This is a genomic window from Nocardiopsis terrae (assembly GCF_014651695.1).
GTDB classification, from domain to species: Bacteria; Actinomycetota; Actinomycetes; order Streptosporangiales; family Streptosporangiaceae; genus Nocardiopsis; species Nocardiopsis terrae.
This window is the reverse complement of the sequence record NZ_BMXJ01000005.1, coordinates 381,239-397,162: the sequence shown is the minus strand read 5'-3', so window position 1 is coordinate 397,162 and position 15,924 is coordinate 381,239. Positions and strand designations below refer to the sequence as shown.

The following is a 15,924-nucleotide window of genomic DNA, read 5'->3' as shown; positions in this document are numbered from 1 at the left end:
ACGGGGTCGGCGGCCCCCCGGTGCCCGAGGGTGGATACGATGACCAGCACACGGTGTGACAGCTGAGCGACCCGAGTCCGCTCAGCCCACTGCGTCCGAACCCGGACCATCCACCGTCAACCGAACCCATGGACGAGGGAGCTAGAACTGGTGAGCGTGCTCGACGAGATCCTCGACGGAGTACGCGCTGACCTGGCGCAGCGGCAGGCGGCCCTCCCGCTGGACCGTCTCAAGGCCCAAGCCGAGTCGGTGCCCGTCCCCAAGGACGCCGAAGCCGCCCTGCGCCGCCCCGGCGTCCACGTGATCGCCGAGGTCAAGCGGGCCAGCCCCTCCAAGGGGCCGCTCGCCTCCATCACCGACCCCGCGGCCCTGGCCCGTGACTACGAGGCCGGCGGCGCCACCCTGATCAGCGTGCTCACCGAGCAGCGCCGGTTCAACGGCAGCCTCGAGGACCTGCGCACGGTCCACGAGGCCGTCGACACCCCGCTGCTGCGCAAGGACTTCGTCGTCAGCTCCTACCAGCTGTGGGAAGCCCGCGTCTTCGGCGCCTCCGCGATCCTGCTCATCGTCGCGGCCCTGTCCCAGGAGGCCCTGGTCTCCCTGGTCGAACGGGCCCGCTCGCTGGACCTGACCCCGCTGGTCGAGGTGCACGACGAGGAGGAGGTCGCCCGCGCCCTCGACGCCGGGGCCACCGTCATCGGCGTCAACGCGCGCAACCTCAAGACCCTCGAAGTCGACCGGGACACCTTCGCCCGGCTCGCCCCCCTCATCCCGGCGGACCGCGTCAGAATCGCGGAGTCCGGTATCCGCGGCCCGCACGACCTGCTGGCCTACGCCGGAGCCGGAGCCGGAGCCGTCCTGGTCGGTGAGAGCCTCGTCCGCGGACGCAACCCGCGCGAGGCCGTAGCCGACCTGGTGACCGCCGGTGCACACCCCGCACTGCGCGACCGGAACTGACGGGGAACCACGATGGGAACGACGACGGCACCCGCGGAGCCCCGCGGCACGCACACGCTCCGCGGCCGATGGCTCTAGGGAGCCCGTAGGCGCACAGCCCGCGGGTTCCCCTCGCCGCGTTCACCCGAACCAACCGCGCCGCCGGAGCCAGGCGGCGCACATCCGGTCGGCGCGCGGCCCCACGGCGCGACGCCCCGGGGACCCCGCGGTCGACCTCCTCTTTCCCAGGAGAACTTCCCATGAGCCACGCCCAACCGGTGCCCGACGCCCACGGGCACTACGGCCGCTTCGGCGGCCGGTTCGCACCCGAAGCCCTCATCGCCGCCCTCGACGAGGTCGAGGCCGAGTGGGACAAGGCCAAGGACGACCCCGCCTTCCGCGCCGAGTTCGACGAGCTCCTCAAGGGCTACGCCGGCCGGCCCAGCCTCCTGACCGAGGCCCACAACCTCTCCGAGCACGCGGGCGGCGCGCGCATCCTCCTCAAGCGCGAGGACCTCAACCACACCGGTTCGCACAAGATCAACAACGTCCTGGGCCAGGCGCTGCTCGCCAAGCGCATGGGCAAGACCCGTGTCATCGCCGAGACCGGGGCCGGGCAGCACGGCGTGGCCACCGCCACCGCCTGCGCCCTGATGGGCCTGGACTGCGTCATCTACATGGGTGAGGAGGACACCCAGCGCCAGGCGCTCAACGTCGCCCGGATGCAGATGCTCGGCGCCGAGGTCGTCCCGGTCACCATCGGCAGCCGGACCCTCAAGGACGCCATCAACGAGACCTTCCGCGACTGGGTGGCCAACGTCGACCACACCCACTACCTGTTCGGGACCGCGGCCGGACCGCACCCCTTCCCCAAGCTCGTACGCGACCTGCACTTCACCGTGGGCGCGGAGGCCCGCGAACAGGTACTCGAACTCACCGGGAAGCTCCCCGACGCGGTCACGGCCTGCGTCGGCGGCGGCTCCAATGCCATCGCGATCTTCGCCGCCTTCATCCCCGACGAGAGCGTCGCCCTGTACGGCTTCGAGGCCGGGGGAGAGGGCGCCGACACCGGCCGCACCGCCGCCTCCATCACCGCCGGCAGCCACGGCGTCTTCCACGGGGCCCGGACCTTCGTCCTCCAGGACGAGTACGGCCAGACCCTGCCCAGCCACTCCATCTCCGCCGGACTCGACTACCCCGCGGTCGGCCCCGAACACGCCCACCTCGCCGACACCGGCCGGGCGACCTACGAGCCCGTCACCGACGCCGAGGCCATGGACGCCTTCCGGCTGCTCTGCCGCACCGAGGGCATCATCCCCGCCATCGAGAGCGCCCACGCGCTGGCCGGAGCCCTCAGGCTCGGCAAGCGGCTCGGGCCCGGGGCCGTCATCCTGGTGAACCTCTCCGGGCGCGGCGACAAGGACGTCAACACCGCGGCCGCCTACTTCGGCCTCATCGACTCGGAGGGACAGGCGTGATGGCCGCGACCACACTGCAGACCAAGCTGGCCCGGGCCCGTGAGGCCGACCGCGCCGCACTCGTCGGCTACCTGCCCGCGGGGTTCCCCGACGTGGAGTCCTCGATCAGGGTCATCGAGGCCATGGTCGAGGGCGGCTGCGACGTCATCGAGGTCGGGCTGCCCTACTCCGACCCCATGATGGACGGCCCCACCATCCAGCGCGCCGCAGACCGGGCGCTGGCCTCGGGCACCACCACCGATGACGTCTTCCGGGTCGTGGAGGCCACCGCCGCCACCGGAGCGGCCGCCCTCGTCATGTCCTACTGGAACCCGATCGAGCGGTACGGCGTCGAGCGCTTCGCCACCGAGCTGGCCAAGGCCGGCGGCGCCGGGGTCATCACCCCGGACCTCATCCCGGAGGAGGCCCAGGACTGGTACGCCGCCTCCGACCGGGCCGGCCTGGACCGGATCTTCCTCGTCGCGCCCTCCTCCACGGACCGGCGGCTGGAGCTCACCACCGGTGCGTGCAGCGGGTTCGTGTACGCGGCCTCGCTCATGGGCGTCACCGGCACCCGGGCCCAGGTCGCCGACACCGCGGAGACCCTGGTGCGCCGCACCCGCGAGGTCACCCGCGACTCGGGTCTGCCGATCTGCGTGGGCCTGGGGATCTCGACCGCCGCGCAGGCGGCCGAGGTCGCCGCCTACGCCGACGGTGTCATCGTGGGCGCCGGGTTCTGCCAGCGGATCCTGGACGCCCCGGACCTGGAGACCGGGCTCATCGCGGTCCGCTCCTTCGCCGAGGAACTGGCCGCGGGGGTCCGCTCCCGGTAACGCGGACCGGCCCCGGCCACAGGCCCCGGCCCCGTTCCCGGGGGCCGGGGCCTGTGCGCTCCGGGACCTTCGACACCCCGATCACCGGGCCCGGCGGTGGGCCGCCCTGGAAGGGCGACCCACCGCCCGTGTGTTCGCGGACAGGTGCAGGGGGACCGGTCAAGCACAAGGTTAAGAGCGTGAGAATCGGGTGAGATCCACCCCCGAAAACGGCCGAACCTGCTGCGGGGGAGGTGATTCGGTGGTGTGATGGCAAGGCCCCGACCCGTCGGGGCGCTGCCCGGCCCGTCCCGGGAACCCGGGCCCAGTGTCACAGGTGCACTACACACAGTAGGCTTTGTTTCGACACCCAGGGCGACGGCGCGTGCACCCGAAGCCATGTCCCCGGGCGACCGATCCCCTCTCCCGAAGGCTCTCAGATGACGGACACCTCCGACGACACACCCACCGGCGCCACCCCCGCCTCCCAGCCCCCCTCCCGCTGGGAGGGGGTCCAGCCCTGGCTCACCCTCGCCTGCAGGGTCGGACTCGCCGCCGTTCTCGTCACCGCCGCCGTCACCAAGTTCCCGCCCGCCCTCTCCGTCCAGGCCGTCGAGGCCTACGACCTCTTCCCCGAGGACCTCGCCCAACTCATCGGGTACACCCTCCCCCTCTTCGAACTCGCCCTCGCCCTGCTCCTCCTCGCCGGCCTGGCCACCCGGTACGTCGGCGCCGTCAGCACCCTCCTCATGATCGTCTTCATCGCCGGGATCGTCTCCGCGATGGCCCGCGGCCTGAACATCGACTGCGGCTGCTTCGGCGGCGGAGGCCAGGTCGACCCCGGGGAGACCAGCTACGGGCTCTCCATCGCACGGGACATCGCCTTCGGAGCCATGGGCGCCTTCATCGCCCTCTGGCCCCGGTCCCCCTTCGCCCTCGACCGCGTCCTCGGGCTCTTCCGGTGACACCGACCAGGACGACGGCCGACCACCTCCAGAAGTCAGGAACAGAGGAAAACCATGGGGAGTGAAGCGCGCAAGCGCTCCCGCGAGAAACTCAGGCAGCAGCGGGAGAAGGAGAAGAAGGCCGCCAAACGCAATCGGACCCTCATCGTCGTCGGCGCCGCCGCGGCCGTGGTCCTGCTCATCGTCGGTATCGGCTACGCGATCCTCAACGCCGACCGGAGCGACGGCTACGACGGCCCGCTCGCCGACCGGACCCTGCAGGAGGACGGCAGCGTGGTGATGGCCGACGAGGGCGTCTCCGCGCCCGTCGTGGAGGTCTACGCCGACTACCAGTGCCCCGCCTGCCGCCAGTTCGAACTCCTCAACGGCGACGTGCTCAAGGAACAGGCCGCCGAGGGCAACGCCATCGTCCACTACCGGCCGGTCAGCATCTTCGCCCAGCGGCCCGCCCCGATCAGCTCCAACTCGCTCCGCGGGGGCGCCGCCGCCCGCGCCGCGGCCGACCACGGCGTCTTCGTCGAGTTCAACGACAAGCTCTTCGAGCACCAGCCCACCGAAGGCAACGAGGGCTTCACGGTCGACGAACTCAAGGAGTGGTTCCGCGAGACCGGAGCCGACGAGGAACAGGCCGCCGAGTTCGACGCGCGCGTCGAGGCCGAGGCCGCCGTCGTCACCCGGTTCGTCGAGGAGTTCCTGCCCGAACTCACCGCCGACGCCACCGAACAGATCGGCGAGGAGACCCTCGGCACCATGGTCCTGTCCGACCTCATCAACTGGGGCGAGGGCAACGGGCACGACCCCGGGTTCCTGGACGGGACCTACACGGGCGAGATCATCGAGGCCACCGGAAACGCCTACACTCGCTACAGCGGAGACAACATGTTCCGCGGTACCCCTTCCGTCTACATCAATGGCGAGTTGCTCGACAACAACAGCGCCATGACCACCAGGGGCCTGACCGAGGCCATCGCCTCCGCGGACGAGGGCGAGGTCGACACCCAGCCCATGGGTGAAGGCGACGGGGGTGACCCCGAGTAGATCCCCTGAACAGACCCCCCGCACGCGGGGCGAACCCGAGAGCAGAGCAGTGACATTGTCGTCGACAGCTTCCGAGGGCGCGGCCGGGCTCGGCCGCGCCCTCGCGGCCATTCCCAGCCCCCAGGTCAACTCGATCCCCGTCGGACCGCTGGAGATCCACTTCTACGCCCTGTGCATCCTCGCCGGGGTCGTCGTCGCGGTCTTCTGGAGCGAGCGCCGCTGGAAGGCGATGGGGGGTGAGCCCGGAACCATCATGGACATGGCCGTGTGGGCCGTGATCCTGGGTCTGGTCGGCGGCCGCCTCTACCACGTCATCAGTGACGCGCAACTGTACTTCGGCGAGGGCAAGGAACCCATCCAGGCCCTCTACATCTGGAACGGCGGCCTGGGCATCTGGGGCGCCGTCCCCCTGGGCGCCGTCGGCGTGTGGCTGGTCGCCCGCAAGCGCGGACTGTCGATGTCCAAGCTCTCCTTCGCGATCGCGCCCACCATCCCCCTCGCCCAGGCCATCGGCCGCTGGGGCAACTACTTCAACCAGGAACTGTTCGGCCGCCCCACCGACCTGCCGTGGGCCGTGGAGATCACCCCCACCCCCGAGGGCCACATGCGCGCGGGCATGGAGGTCGGTGTCACCACCTACCACCCGACCTTCCTGTACGAGTCCCTGTGGTGCCTGGGCCTGGCCGTCCTCCTGGCCTACCTCGGGCGCCGCTTCGAGAACTCCCTGCAGGGCGGCCGCCTCTTCGCCCTCTACGTCATGGGCTACTGCGTCGGCCGGTTCTGGATCGAGTACCTGCGCGTCGACCCGGCCAACGACTTCTTCGGCCTGCGCCTGAACAACTGGACCTCCATCGCCGTCTTCCTCGGCGCCCTCGCCTACTTCGTCTGGGCCGGCCGCCGACTCGACTCCTTCTCCACCGCCGTCGTCCCCCACGGACACGACGCCGGAACCCAGGTGTTCGGAGACACAACTGACGGCGGCGGCAGCGACGAAGGCACCGTGTACAGCGCGGTCGACACCGACGACTCGGTGTTCGACCAGGCCACAGGCTCCTCCGAGGAAGTCGGCACGGAATACCACCCGAGCCCTGAGCGATCTAGTAGCGAGGGCTCGACGGAGGACGGTGCCGACGGTACCGGAGACGACTCCCGGTCGAAGCCCGAGTAGCGCGGGGACACCGAACCGTGGCGCACCGGCCCGTGGCCGACGGCGCCGTACGGCGTTCCCCGCACCTGTCGAGCAGACCACGGGTTGACGATTGAGAAAGACCGTGAGCAGAGCCGAGTCCGGTTACGGCCGCAGACGCCGGCGCGGCGGATCCCGCCGCGCCGAGAGCGTCCACACCGAGGAGCACGTCGACGACCGCGGCCCCGAGGACGGGTACGGAGACCAGTACGACCCGGAGGAGGACTTCTCCGCCGACTACGGTCACACCCACACCCGGACCGGGGACGGTCACGACGACTACGACGACATCTCCGGCGCCGGGTACGAAGAGGCCCGGGACGAGGAGGAGGGCAGGGCCCAGGAGGCCGGCCGTACCGCGGGCCGTCAGGGGCGGCGCAGGGACAGGAAGGGCGTGGGACGTGTCTCCGCCTTCTCCGCGTCCGCGATCAAGAGGGTGTCGGTCCTGGGGGACCGGCCCAACCAGATCGTCTACACCCTGGCCGAACAGAGCAAGCGCAAGCGCGGCACCGCCGTGCTCGCCGTGCTGCTGGGCGCCTTCAGCATCGCCCTGGTCGCCCTCCTGGGACTGCTGATCCACCAGCTCCTCACCGGGTCCGGTAGCAGCGAGGCCGGGGGCGAGGAGACCATCACGGCCCCGCCCGAGGGGCACAGCACCATCACACCCGAGCTGTACCTGTTCGAGCCCGACGACCCCGAGGTGTTCGGTCCGATCGCCGAACGCCCCGAGGACGTCGAACCCATGACGGAGGAGTCCGTCTTCGGGCCGGTCGAGGAACTCGACATGGCCGGTATGCAACTCGAACTGCGTGAATCCGAGGTCAGCGACTCCTGCACCTCCCTGGTGTGGGGCGAGGAACTCGGGCAGAGCCTCCTGGACGCCAACTGCCTCAACGCGGCCTCCGGTGTCTACACCGACGCCGACGAGGACTACATCGCCCAGGTGACCCTGTTCGACCTCTCCGACAGCGAGGGCGCCACCGACGTGGCGGCCTCCCTGGACCCGACCAACCCCGAGTCCGAGCCCGGCTTCCTGCTGGCCCGGGACATGGAGGGCGTCGACGGACTGCAGGAGGGCTACAGCCAGGCCACCACCCAGGTCATGGGTCACTACCTGGCGGTTTACTGGGTCGCGAGCACCGATGGTTCCCCGCCCGGGGACGACAGCGGTATCGCCACCGCGAGCGTGGTGTCCCAGAGCGCGTTCGGTTTCGTCTACGACGAGGTGGTCGCGCACAAGCCCGCGGAGGAAGAGGAGTAACGGGGCTGTCCACCCCTGTCGGACGCCCCGATAGGATCTCGGACAGATCGGCCCGCCCGCCAGGGTCGTGAGAGGCGGGCGAGGTCCCCCTCGATTCCCGAGCGCAACCGGGCCGGTCACCTCGTGTGACCGGCCCGAATCCACGGAAAGGTCCTTTGGGTGTCCCCTTCTGAACCGTCGACGCCTGGCAGGCCGGGCCGCCGGAGGAAAAGCAGTGAGCCCGACCAACTCGTGCCCCAGGCCGGTGAGGGCCGGGCGGGTGGTCGCCGCCGGGGCGGAGGTCGGCGCAAGAAGGAGCCCAAGCGCTTCGGCCGGATGCTGCCCCTCCTGGTCGGCGCCCTCGTCGTGGCGCTGATCGCCCTGGGCACGGTCCTGTACTTCCAGCTCTCCGGAGAGGACGCCGAGGAACAGGTGGCCCAGGAGACCAGGCCCGCCCTGTACCGGGTCCAGGACTCCGGGGACACCAGCAACGTGAACGAGGTCCTCGCCTCCCGCGAGGCCGACAGCCGCCCCCTGAACGAGGGCGAGCTGTTCGAGCGCCACAACGCCGAGATCTCCGGCCAGAGCATCGACTTCACCCTGCGCGACTCGGACCTGACCGAGGACTGCTCCGCCGCGGTCTGGGGGGCTCTGGCCCGGCAGGCCCTGGCCGACGCGGACTGCAGTCAGGCGGGTCGCGCCACCTACCTCTCGGACGGCTACTTCGGTGTGGTGGGTGTGTTCAACCTGGCCGACATCGAGGGCAGCCGGGCCGTGGCCGACGCCCTGAACCTGCCCGAGGCCGAGGAGGGCGCCGAGGAGGAGGAAGCCGCGGAGCCCGTCGAGGACCCCGGATTCGTTCTGCCGCCCTCCGGCGAGTCCCCCTTCGACCGCCTCGGTGCGGGTTACAGCTCCGCCGACGCGATCGTCACCGGCCACTACCTCGTCGTGGTCTGGGTCCAGCCCACCGACTCGGAGTCGGTCGAGGAGCGTGTCAGCCTGGCCACCCCCCTGGTGACCCTGGCGAACTTCCGTGACCCCTTCTTCCGCCGGATCGGAGAGCTCGGCGGCGGTTCACAGACCGACGAAGGCACCGACGGGACCGACACCGAGGGAACCACCGGCACCGACGGGACCGGCACGGAGGGAACCACCGGTACCGACGGGACCGGCACCGAGGGAACGGCCGGGGACCCGCCGGGCGAGGCGCCCGGGACGGAAGGCGAGCAGAGCGTCCCCGGAGAGTAGGACACCGCACACGGACCGAACGGCGCAGCCACAGGTACGCACCCGGGGCCGGGGGAGAGACGAGTCTCCTCCGGCCCCGCGCTCGTCCCCGCCCCCGGCCCCACGGTCTCAGCGGTGCTCCTGGAGCTCCTCCACCCGCGCCATCAGCTCCGAGGCCAGAGCCCGGAGCTCGGAGAACCGGTGCTCGGGCAGGTCCAGCAGACTGTGCCCGGCCAACCAGGCCGGTGCCGAAGCCACCGCGTGCCGCGCCGTGCGCTTGTTCGTCGGCCGCCCGCGCCAGGCCGCCGCCTCCACCAGTCCCGTCCGCAACGTCGTCGTCAGCGTTCCGTGCGCCCGCCCCTGCACGTGGGCCAGCAGCCGGCCGGTGCTCCCGCCCGGCTCCGGGTTGCGCGTCAACCGGATCGCGGTCAGGTCCGGTGCCCCCAGCCCCCGCAGGAAGCGCACCCGCGTCCCCGGCTCCACCATGGCGCGCAGCTCCCGCTGGCCCGTCTCGTCCCGCACCCACCGCGAGGAGGAGGGAACCAGCACGTAGGTCTCGTCGGTGGTCGACGCCAAAGCCGCCCGGGCCGCCAGCCGCTCCCACCCGCCTGTGAGGTTGACCACGGAGCAGGCTCCGACGGCCGTGGGGGAGTCCATCCACGTCGACAGGCGCACCCGGACCTCCTTCGAGACCTCCCGCGGCCACTCACCGACCAGGGCGGGGGCACCGTCCGCCCCGGGGCCCCGGTCCTCGGCGACCCGGTCCAGTACCGCGCTGGCCCGCTCCGCGTCCAGGGCGCCCCGCGCCTCCTTGGCGTTCACCCCCTGGCTGTACACCCGGGCGGCGTCGCCGCCGGGGGAGGGCAGGGTCCTGGCGAGCGGCCGCAGCACGTACAGGTCACTGGCGGCGCCGATCGACTCCGCCCCCAGGTACCGGTTGAAGTCCGGCCACACCGCCTCGACGAGCAGCCCCGACCGGACCAGCCGGGTCTGGGTCGCGGCCGCCAGCTTCGGGGTGGTCTCACTGGCCCCGTAGGCCACCAGCACCCGCCCCCGCCGGGGGTCGGTCAACCCCTCGACGCCGCGCCGCACGAACAGCTCCACCCCGTCCGGGGTGTAGGGCGGGTCCGTGAACACCAGGTCGGCGCCCTCGCGCAGTGTCGCGGGCAGCCCGAGCCGGAGATCGGCGCTGTGCGTGCGCACCGGCAGTCCCAGCCTCTGGGCCACCGCGTCGATGTGGGCCAGCACCCGCTCGTCCAGGTCCACGACCTCCACCCGCGCCTCCGGCTGCACCAGGGCCAGCGCCAGGGAGGTCAGGTCGTGGTCGCCCACACACAACAGGGTGCGCTGGCGAAGGTCGAACCGGGTGGCCAGGAACAGGGCCCGGCGCAGGGCGGTCTCGGCGGTCGCGGACACGTGGTCCAGGTCCAGGTCCGAGGCGGGTCCCTCGGCGACCGCTCGCGCCAGCTCCGCGGCGGCCCGCGGGTGCTCGGAGAGCAGGTGGGTCACCGGGTCGGCGAGCACCGGGGTGTGCGCGCCGGTGTAGTGGTCGGGGCGCACCAGGCGGCACCGCTCGCCCCCGGGTTCGCGTACCAGCTCCCCGGCGGCCTCCAACGCCTTGAGCAGTGACGAGACCACGGCGTAGGCGACACCGCTGGCCCGCACCAGGTCGTTGGCGCTCCACCAGCGGCCGTCGGAGAGCAGCGCCAGCACGAACCTGGGCCGCGGCGCGTCGGCCCCGTACCCGCGGAGGAAATCCTCCGCCGAGCCGGGGAGGGGCGGGTGTTCGTCGGGGCGAGGTGCCGAGGGGGTGCCCGGAACCGGGGTACCGGGGGTACGGGATGCTTCGTCAGGGGAGGGGGCTCCGGTGTCGTCCGGGCCGCGGGAAGTCGGGTGTCCTGCCATTCCGCGATCCTCCCATGCCGCGGGTCGATGCCGGTGTCGCAGGTCAGAGCGGTTGATTCGGGATGAGGGGGATATCACGCCCGGTGTCCCTTCCTCCCCCCTTGGGTGCGGCGTTAACACCGGGGTAATGTGGGATCGCGGCGCGCCGAATCCCTGTGCCTGTGATGAAGAACCGGCCATCGGTTGGTCTTTTATCCACTTTGGGAGGTTTAGCGAGGTTTCTCCGTGGAAAAACCGGCTAGGCCAGCCCTCATCGGATACATGAATCCGAGAGGGACACGTGTCACCTTCCACGGAACGGGCACACAGCGACCGAAGGCGCACCGCGGCGCCACCTGGTCTAGACCTACGATTCGCATCGGGGCTGGACCAGCATGTATAAGAGAACCTGCCCGCAGCGGGCAGCCCGCCCACCACCGGCGACACGAAGACGTGAACGCGACACGGTGACCGGACGAGCACCCGCACAGCCGGGAACCCCGCCCCCCAGGGCGGACACAACCACATCACGCACGCAGCAGGGCCAATGTCGTCCCGGATGCGCTTTTCACGAAGCCGACCAAAGACGACAGGAGGGTAGATGCCTGCTGGACAGGTGCGGCGTTCGTCCGTCCGAACGAACGCAGAAGCCACGCCCCAGGGCCTGTACGACCCCACTTTCGAGCACGACGCCTGCGGTGTGGGCTTCGTCGCCGACCTCACTGGACGTCGTAGTCACGACATCGTGCAGAAGGCGCTGACCGTACTGCGCAACCTGGACCACCGCGGCGCCTCCGGCGCCGACCCCGACGACGGTGACGGTGCGGGCATCCTCACCCAGGTCCCGCACGAGCTCTACACCGAGGTCTGCGACTTCCCGCTCCCCGACGCCGGCGCCTATGCCACCGGCATCGGCTTCCTGCCCTCGGACGCCGCCGAGCGCACCGCCGCGGTCGAGAAGATCAACGCCATCGTCGAGGACGAGGGCCTGACCCTCCTCGGCTGGCGCGAGGTCCCCTTCGAGCCCCAGTACAGCGGCCCCGCCGCCCGCGAGGTCATGCCCTACTTCGGGCAGATCTTCATCACCGGCCGCCAGGGCACCGCCACCGAAGGCCTCACCGGAATCGACCTCGAGCGCCACGCCTACTGCGTCCGCAAGCGCGCCGAGCACGAGACCGACGTCTACTTCCCGAGCCTGTCCCCGCGCACCATCGCCTACAAGGGCATGCTCACCACCCCGCAGCTCGAACCGTTCTTCCCGGACCTGTCCGACCGCCGCTACGCCTCCGGCCTGGCCCTGGTCCACTCCCGGTTCTCCACCAACACCTTCCCCTCCTGGCCCCTGGCCCACCCGTTCCGCTTCGTGGCGCACAACGGCGAGATCAACACGGTCAAGGGCAACCGGAACATGATGCGGTCCCGCGAGGCCAAACTCGCCACCGACCTCATCCCCGGCGACCTCGACCGCATCTTCCCCATCGTCGACCCCGACGACTCCGACACCGCGTCCTTCGACGACGCCCTGGAGCTCCTGCACCTGGGGGGCCGCTCCCTGCCGCACGCGGTCCTGATGATGATCCCGGAGCCCTGGGAGAACCACACCGAGATGGACCCGGCCGTCCGGGCCTTCTACGAGTACCACTCCACCCTCATGGAGCCCTGGGACGGCCCCGCCTCGGTGTCCTTCACCGACGGCACCCTCGTCGGCTCCGTCCTGGACCGCAACGGCCTGCGCCCCGGGCGCTACTGGGTCACCGAGGACGGCCTCGTCGTCCTCGCCTCCGAGGCCGGCGTCCTCGACATCGACCCCGCCACCGTCGTCCGCAAGGGACGCCTGCAGCCCGGCCGCATCTTCGTCGTCGACACCGCCCAGGGGCGGATCATCGAGGACGAGGAGCTCAAGGCCGACCTCGCCGCCGAACACCCCTACCAGGAGTGGATCGACTCCGGCGTCCTGCGCCTGAACGACCTCCCCGACGCCGAACCCGCGCCGGTCACCGAACTCAACCTCGCCCAGCAGGCCTTCGGCTACACCGAGGAAGAACTCCGCGTCATCCTCACCCCGATGGCCCGCACCGGCGCCGAACCCATCGGCTCCATGGGCACCGACACCCCGGTCGCGGCGCTCTCGGACCGCTCACGCCAGCTCTTCGACTACTTCTCGCAGAACTTCGCGCAGGTCACCAACCCGCCGCTGGACGCCATCCGCGAGGAGATGGTCACCAGCCTGTCCACCCTCCTGGGCGCCGAACACAACATCCTCGACGCCGCACCCGGGGACACCCAGCGCCTCGTCCTGCCCACCCCGGTCGTCGACCAGGCCCAACTCGCCGCCATCGTCGCCGCGGGGCGGACCAACCCGGCGCTCAAGACCTACACCGTCGACGGCACCTACCCCGTCAACGGAGGCGGCGACGCCCTGTCCGCCCGCCTGGACGAGATCAACACCGAGGTCACCCGGGCCATCGCCGACGGCGCCCACATCCTCGTCCTCAGTGACCGCCGCACCGACGCCGACCGCGCTCCCGTCCCGTCGCTGCTGCTCACCGGGTCCGTCCACCACCACCTCGTACGCGAGAAGACCCGCACCGAGGTCGGCCTGCTCATCGAGGCCGGCGACGTACGCGAAGCCCACCACGTGGCCCTCCTCCTCGGCTACGGCGCCTCCGCGGTCAACCCGTACCTGGCCCTGGAAACCGTCCGCGACCTCGTCGAGCGCGGCGTCATCGGCGGCATCGAAGCCGACCAGGCCGTCGCCAACATCGTCAAGGCGTTCGGCAAGAGCGTCCTGAAGATCATGTCCAAGATCGGCGTGTCCACGGTCAGCTCCTACACCGGCGCCCAGATCTTCGAAGCCCTGGGCCTGGGCCAGGACGTCATCGACCGCTGCTTCACCGGCACCACCTCCCGCCTGGGCGGCGTCGGCTTCGACGTCCTCGCCGAAGAGGTGGCCATCCGCCACCGCCGTGCCCACACCGCCAACCCCAGCGCCCACCGGCGCCTGGAAGTCGGCGGCGAGTACCAGTGGCGCCGCGAGGGCGAACCCCACCTGTTCAACCCCGAGACGGTCTTCAAGCTCCAGCACTCCACCCGGAGCCGCAAGTACGAGATCTTCAAGGAGTACACGCACAAGGTCGACGACCAGGCCGAGAAGCTCATGACCCTGCGCGGTCTCTTCCAGCTCAAGGAGGGCGTGCGCGAACCGGTCCCGATCGACGAGGTCGAGCCCGTCTCCGCCATCGTCAAGCGCTTCTCCACCGGCGCCATGTCCTACGGCTCCATCTCCGCCGAGGCCCACGAGACCCTCGCCATCGCGATGAACCGCCTCGGCGGCAAGTCCAACACCGGCGAGGGCGGCGAGGACCCCGCCCGCTTCACCCCCGACGCCAACGGCGACCTGCGCCGCAGCGCCATCAAGCAGGTCGCCTCCGGCCGCTTCGGCGTCACCTCGCACTACCTCAGCAACGCCGACGACATCCAGATCAAGATGGCCCAGGGCGCCAAGCCGGGCGAAGGCGGTCAGCTGCCCGGCCACAAGGTCTACCCGTGGGTGGCCAACACCCGCCACTCCACCCCCGGCGTCGGGCTCATCTCCCCGCCGCCCCACCACGACATCTACTCCATCGAGGACCTCGCCCAACTCATCCACGACCTCAAGAACGCGAACCCGTCCGCACGGGTCCACGTCAAGCTGGTCTCCGAGGCGGGCGTGGGCACCGTCGCCACCGGCGTGTCCAAGGCACACGCCGACGTCGTCCTCATCTCCGGCCACGACGGAGGCACCGGCGCCTCACCGCTCAACTCCCTCAAGCACGCGGGCACCCCCTGGGAACTCGGCCTCGCCGAAACCCAGCAGACCCTGCTGCTCAACGGGCTGCGCGACCGCATCGTCGTCCAGGCCGACGGTCAGATGAAGACCGGCCGCGACGTCGTCGTCGCCGCACTGCTCGGTGCCGAGGAGTACGGCTTCGCCACCGCACCCCTCGTCGTCTCCGGCTGCGTCATGATGCGCGTCTGCCACCTCGACACCTGCCCCGTCGGCGTCGCCACCCAGAACCCCGAACTGCGCGAGCGGTTCTCCGGCAAGGCCGAGTACGTGGTGAACTTCTTCGAGTTCATCGCCCAGGAGGTCCGCGAGTACCTCGCCCAGCTCGGCTTCCGCAGCCTCGACGAGGCCATCGGCGCCGTCGACCTGCTCGACACCAACGACGCCGTCGACCACTGGAAGGCCCAGGGCCTGGACCTGTCGCCGATCCTGCACGAGGTCGAGCCCATCGCCGGCGACCACCGGTCCCGGCAGCGCGGACAGGACCACGGCCTCGAAAAGGCCCTGGACAACACCCTCATCCAGCTCAGCGAGGGTGCCCTCGACTTCGGCCAGCCGGTCAGGCTCGAACTCCCCGTCCGCAACGTCAACCGCACCGTCGGCACCATGCTCGGCCACGAGGTCACCAAGCGCTACGGCGCCACCGGCCTCCCCGACGACACCATCGACGTGTCCTTCACCGGATCCGCGGGACAGTCCTTCGGCGCCTTCGTGCCCAAGGGCATCACCCTGCGCCTGTCCGGCGACGCCAACGACTACGTCGGCAAGGGCCTGTCCGGCGGTCGCGTCATCGTCCACCCCGCCACCAGCTCCACACTGGTCGCCGAGGACCACATCATCGCCGGCAACGTCATCGGCTACGGTGCCACCTCCGGCGAGATCCTCCTCCGCGGCATCGTCGGCGAACGCTTCTGCGTCCGCAACTCCGGCGCCCTCGCCGTCGTCGAGGGCATCGGCGACCACGGCTGCGAGTACATGACCGGTGGCCGCGCCGTCATCCTCGGCCGCACCGGGCGCAACTTCGCGGCGGGCATGTCCGGCGGCATCGCCTACGTCCTCGACCTGGACAGCGAACGCGTCAACGGCGAGATGGTCGAGATCGAGGCGCTCACCGGCGAGGACCGCGAGTTCCTCACCGGCGTCCTCACCCGCCACCAAGCCGAAACCGGCTCCACCGTCGCCGAACGCCTCCTGGCCGAGGGCGACAAGGGACTCGACCGCATCGCCAAGGTCATGCCGCGCGACTTCAAGCGCGTCCTGCTCGCCCAGGCCGAGGCCGAACGCGAGGGCCGCGACGTCGACGAGGCCGTGATGGCCTCCGCGCAGTCCTGAAGTCAGTACACGAGAGGAGGA

Annotated in this window: 10 protein-coding genes; 9 read left to right on the top strand and 1 reads right to left on the bottom strand. The window is 70.8% G+C overall.

Going from position 1 to position 15,924, the window contains the following annotated elements:
• Positions 1-150: 150 nt before the first annotated feature.
• The 8 genes from trpC to IE195_RS16055 all read left to right on the top strand — a co-directional run bounded on the left by trpC (position 151) and on the right by IE195_RS16055 (position 8,882).
• Positions 151-957, top strand: a complete 807-nt coding sequence (trpC, locus tag IE195_RS16090; RefSeq protein ID WP_191272235.1) for an indole-3-glycerol phosphate synthase TrpC — start codon at positions 151-153, stop codon at positions 955-957.
• Between the two features lie 239 nt (positions 958-1,196).
• The gene (gene trpB / locus IE195_RS16085) at positions 1,197-2,414 is read left to right on the top strand and encodes a tryptophan synthase subunit beta (RefSeq protein WP_191272233.1); all 1,218 of its coding nucleotides are present in this window, start codon (positions 1,197-1,199) and stop codon (positions 2,412-2,414) included.
• Entirely contained in the window at positions 2,414-3,226 is an 813-nt protein-coding gene (gene trpA / locus IE195_RS16080; protein ID WP_191272231.1) for a tryptophan synthase subunit alpha, read from the top strand. Before trpB ends, trpA begins: the two co-directional genes overlap by 1 nt.
• Before the next feature lie 419 nt (positions 3,227-3,645).
• On the top strand, positions 3,646-4,170 hold the full coding sequence (locus IE195_RS16075) for a MauE/DoxX family redox-associated membrane protein (protein ID WP_191272228.1): 525 nt from the start codon (positions 3,646-3,648) through the stop codon (positions 4,168-4,170).
• 54 nt (positions 4,171-4,224) lie between these two features.
• Entirely contained in the window at positions 4,225-5,208 is a 984-nt protein-coding gene (locus IE195_RS16070) for a DsbA family protein (RefSeq protein WP_191272226.1), read from the top strand.
• A gap of 55 nt (positions 5,209-5,263) precedes the next feature.
• Complete coding sequence (gene lgt / locus IE195_RS16065; RefSeq protein ID WP_191272224.1) at positions 5,264-6,376, top strand: prolipoprotein diacylglyceryl transferase; 1,113 nt, start codon at positions 5,264-5,266, stop codon at positions 6,374-6,376.
• 103 nt (positions 6,377-6,479) lie between these two features.
• Positions 6,480-7,655 (top strand): hypothetical protein, encoded by a 1,176-nt coding sequence (locus tag IE195_RS16060; protein ID WP_191272222.1) that lies wholly within the window; start codon positions 6,480-6,482, stop codon positions 7,653-7,655.
• A 315-nt stretch (positions 7,656-7,970) separates the two neighbouring features.
• Positions 7,971-8,882 carry a hypothetical protein gene (locus IE195_RS16055; RefSeq protein ID WP_191272685.1) on the top strand — a complete coding sequence of 304 codons (912 nt, stop codon included), beginning with the start codon at positions 7,971-7,973 and terminating at the stop codon, positions 8,880-8,882.
• Between the two features lie 108 nt (positions 8,883-8,990).
• Here IE195_RS16055 and IE195_RS16050 read toward each other — a convergent pair whose 3' ends face one another.
• Complete coding sequence (locus IE195_RS16050; RefSeq protein ID WP_191272220.1) at positions 8,991-10,766, bottom strand: bis-aminopropyl spermidine synthase family protein; 1,776 nt, start codon at positions 10,764-10,766, stop codon at positions 8,991-8,993.
• Between the two features lie 580 nt (positions 10,767-11,346).
• Here IE195_RS16050 and gltB point away from each other — a divergent pair.
• Positions 11,347-15,903 carry a glutamate synthase large subunit gene (gltB, locus tag IE195_RS16045; protein ID WP_191272218.1) on the top strand — a complete coding sequence of 1,519 codons (4,557 nt, stop codon included), beginning with the start codon at positions 11,347-11,349 and terminating at the stop codon, positions 15,901-15,903.
• Positions 15,904-15,924: the final 21 nt, after the last annotated feature.

Bases quoted from the DNA above. Each gene is read 5' to 3' on its own strand.
- trpB (WP_191272233.1), top strand. From the start codon at position 1,197: ATGAGCCACGCCCAACCGGTGCCCGACGCCCACGGGCACTACGGCCGC.
- trpA (WP_191272231.1), top strand. From the start codon at position 2,414: ATGGCCGCGACCACACTGCAGACCAAGCTGGCCCGGGCCCGTGAGGCC.
- IE195_RS16075 (WP_191272228.1), top strand. From the start codon at position 3,646: ATGACGGACACCTCCGACGACACACCCACCGGCGCCACCCCCGCCTCC.
- IE195_RS16070 (WP_191272226.1), top strand. From the start codon at position 4,225: ATGGGGAGTGAAGCGCGCAAGCGCTCCCGCGAGAAACTCAGGCAGCAG.
- IE195_RS16055 (WP_191272685.1), top strand. From the start codon at position 7,971: ATGCTGCCCCTCCTGGTCGGCGCCCTCGTCGTGGCGCTGATCGCCCTG.
- IE195_RS16050 (WP_191272220.1), bottom strand. From the start codon at position 10,766: ATGGCAGGACACCCGACTTCCCGCGGCCCGGACGACACCGGAGCCCCC.
- gltB (WP_191272218.1), top strand. From the start codon at position 11,347: ATGCCTGCTGGACAGGTGCGGCGTTCGTCCGTCCGAACGAACGCAGAA.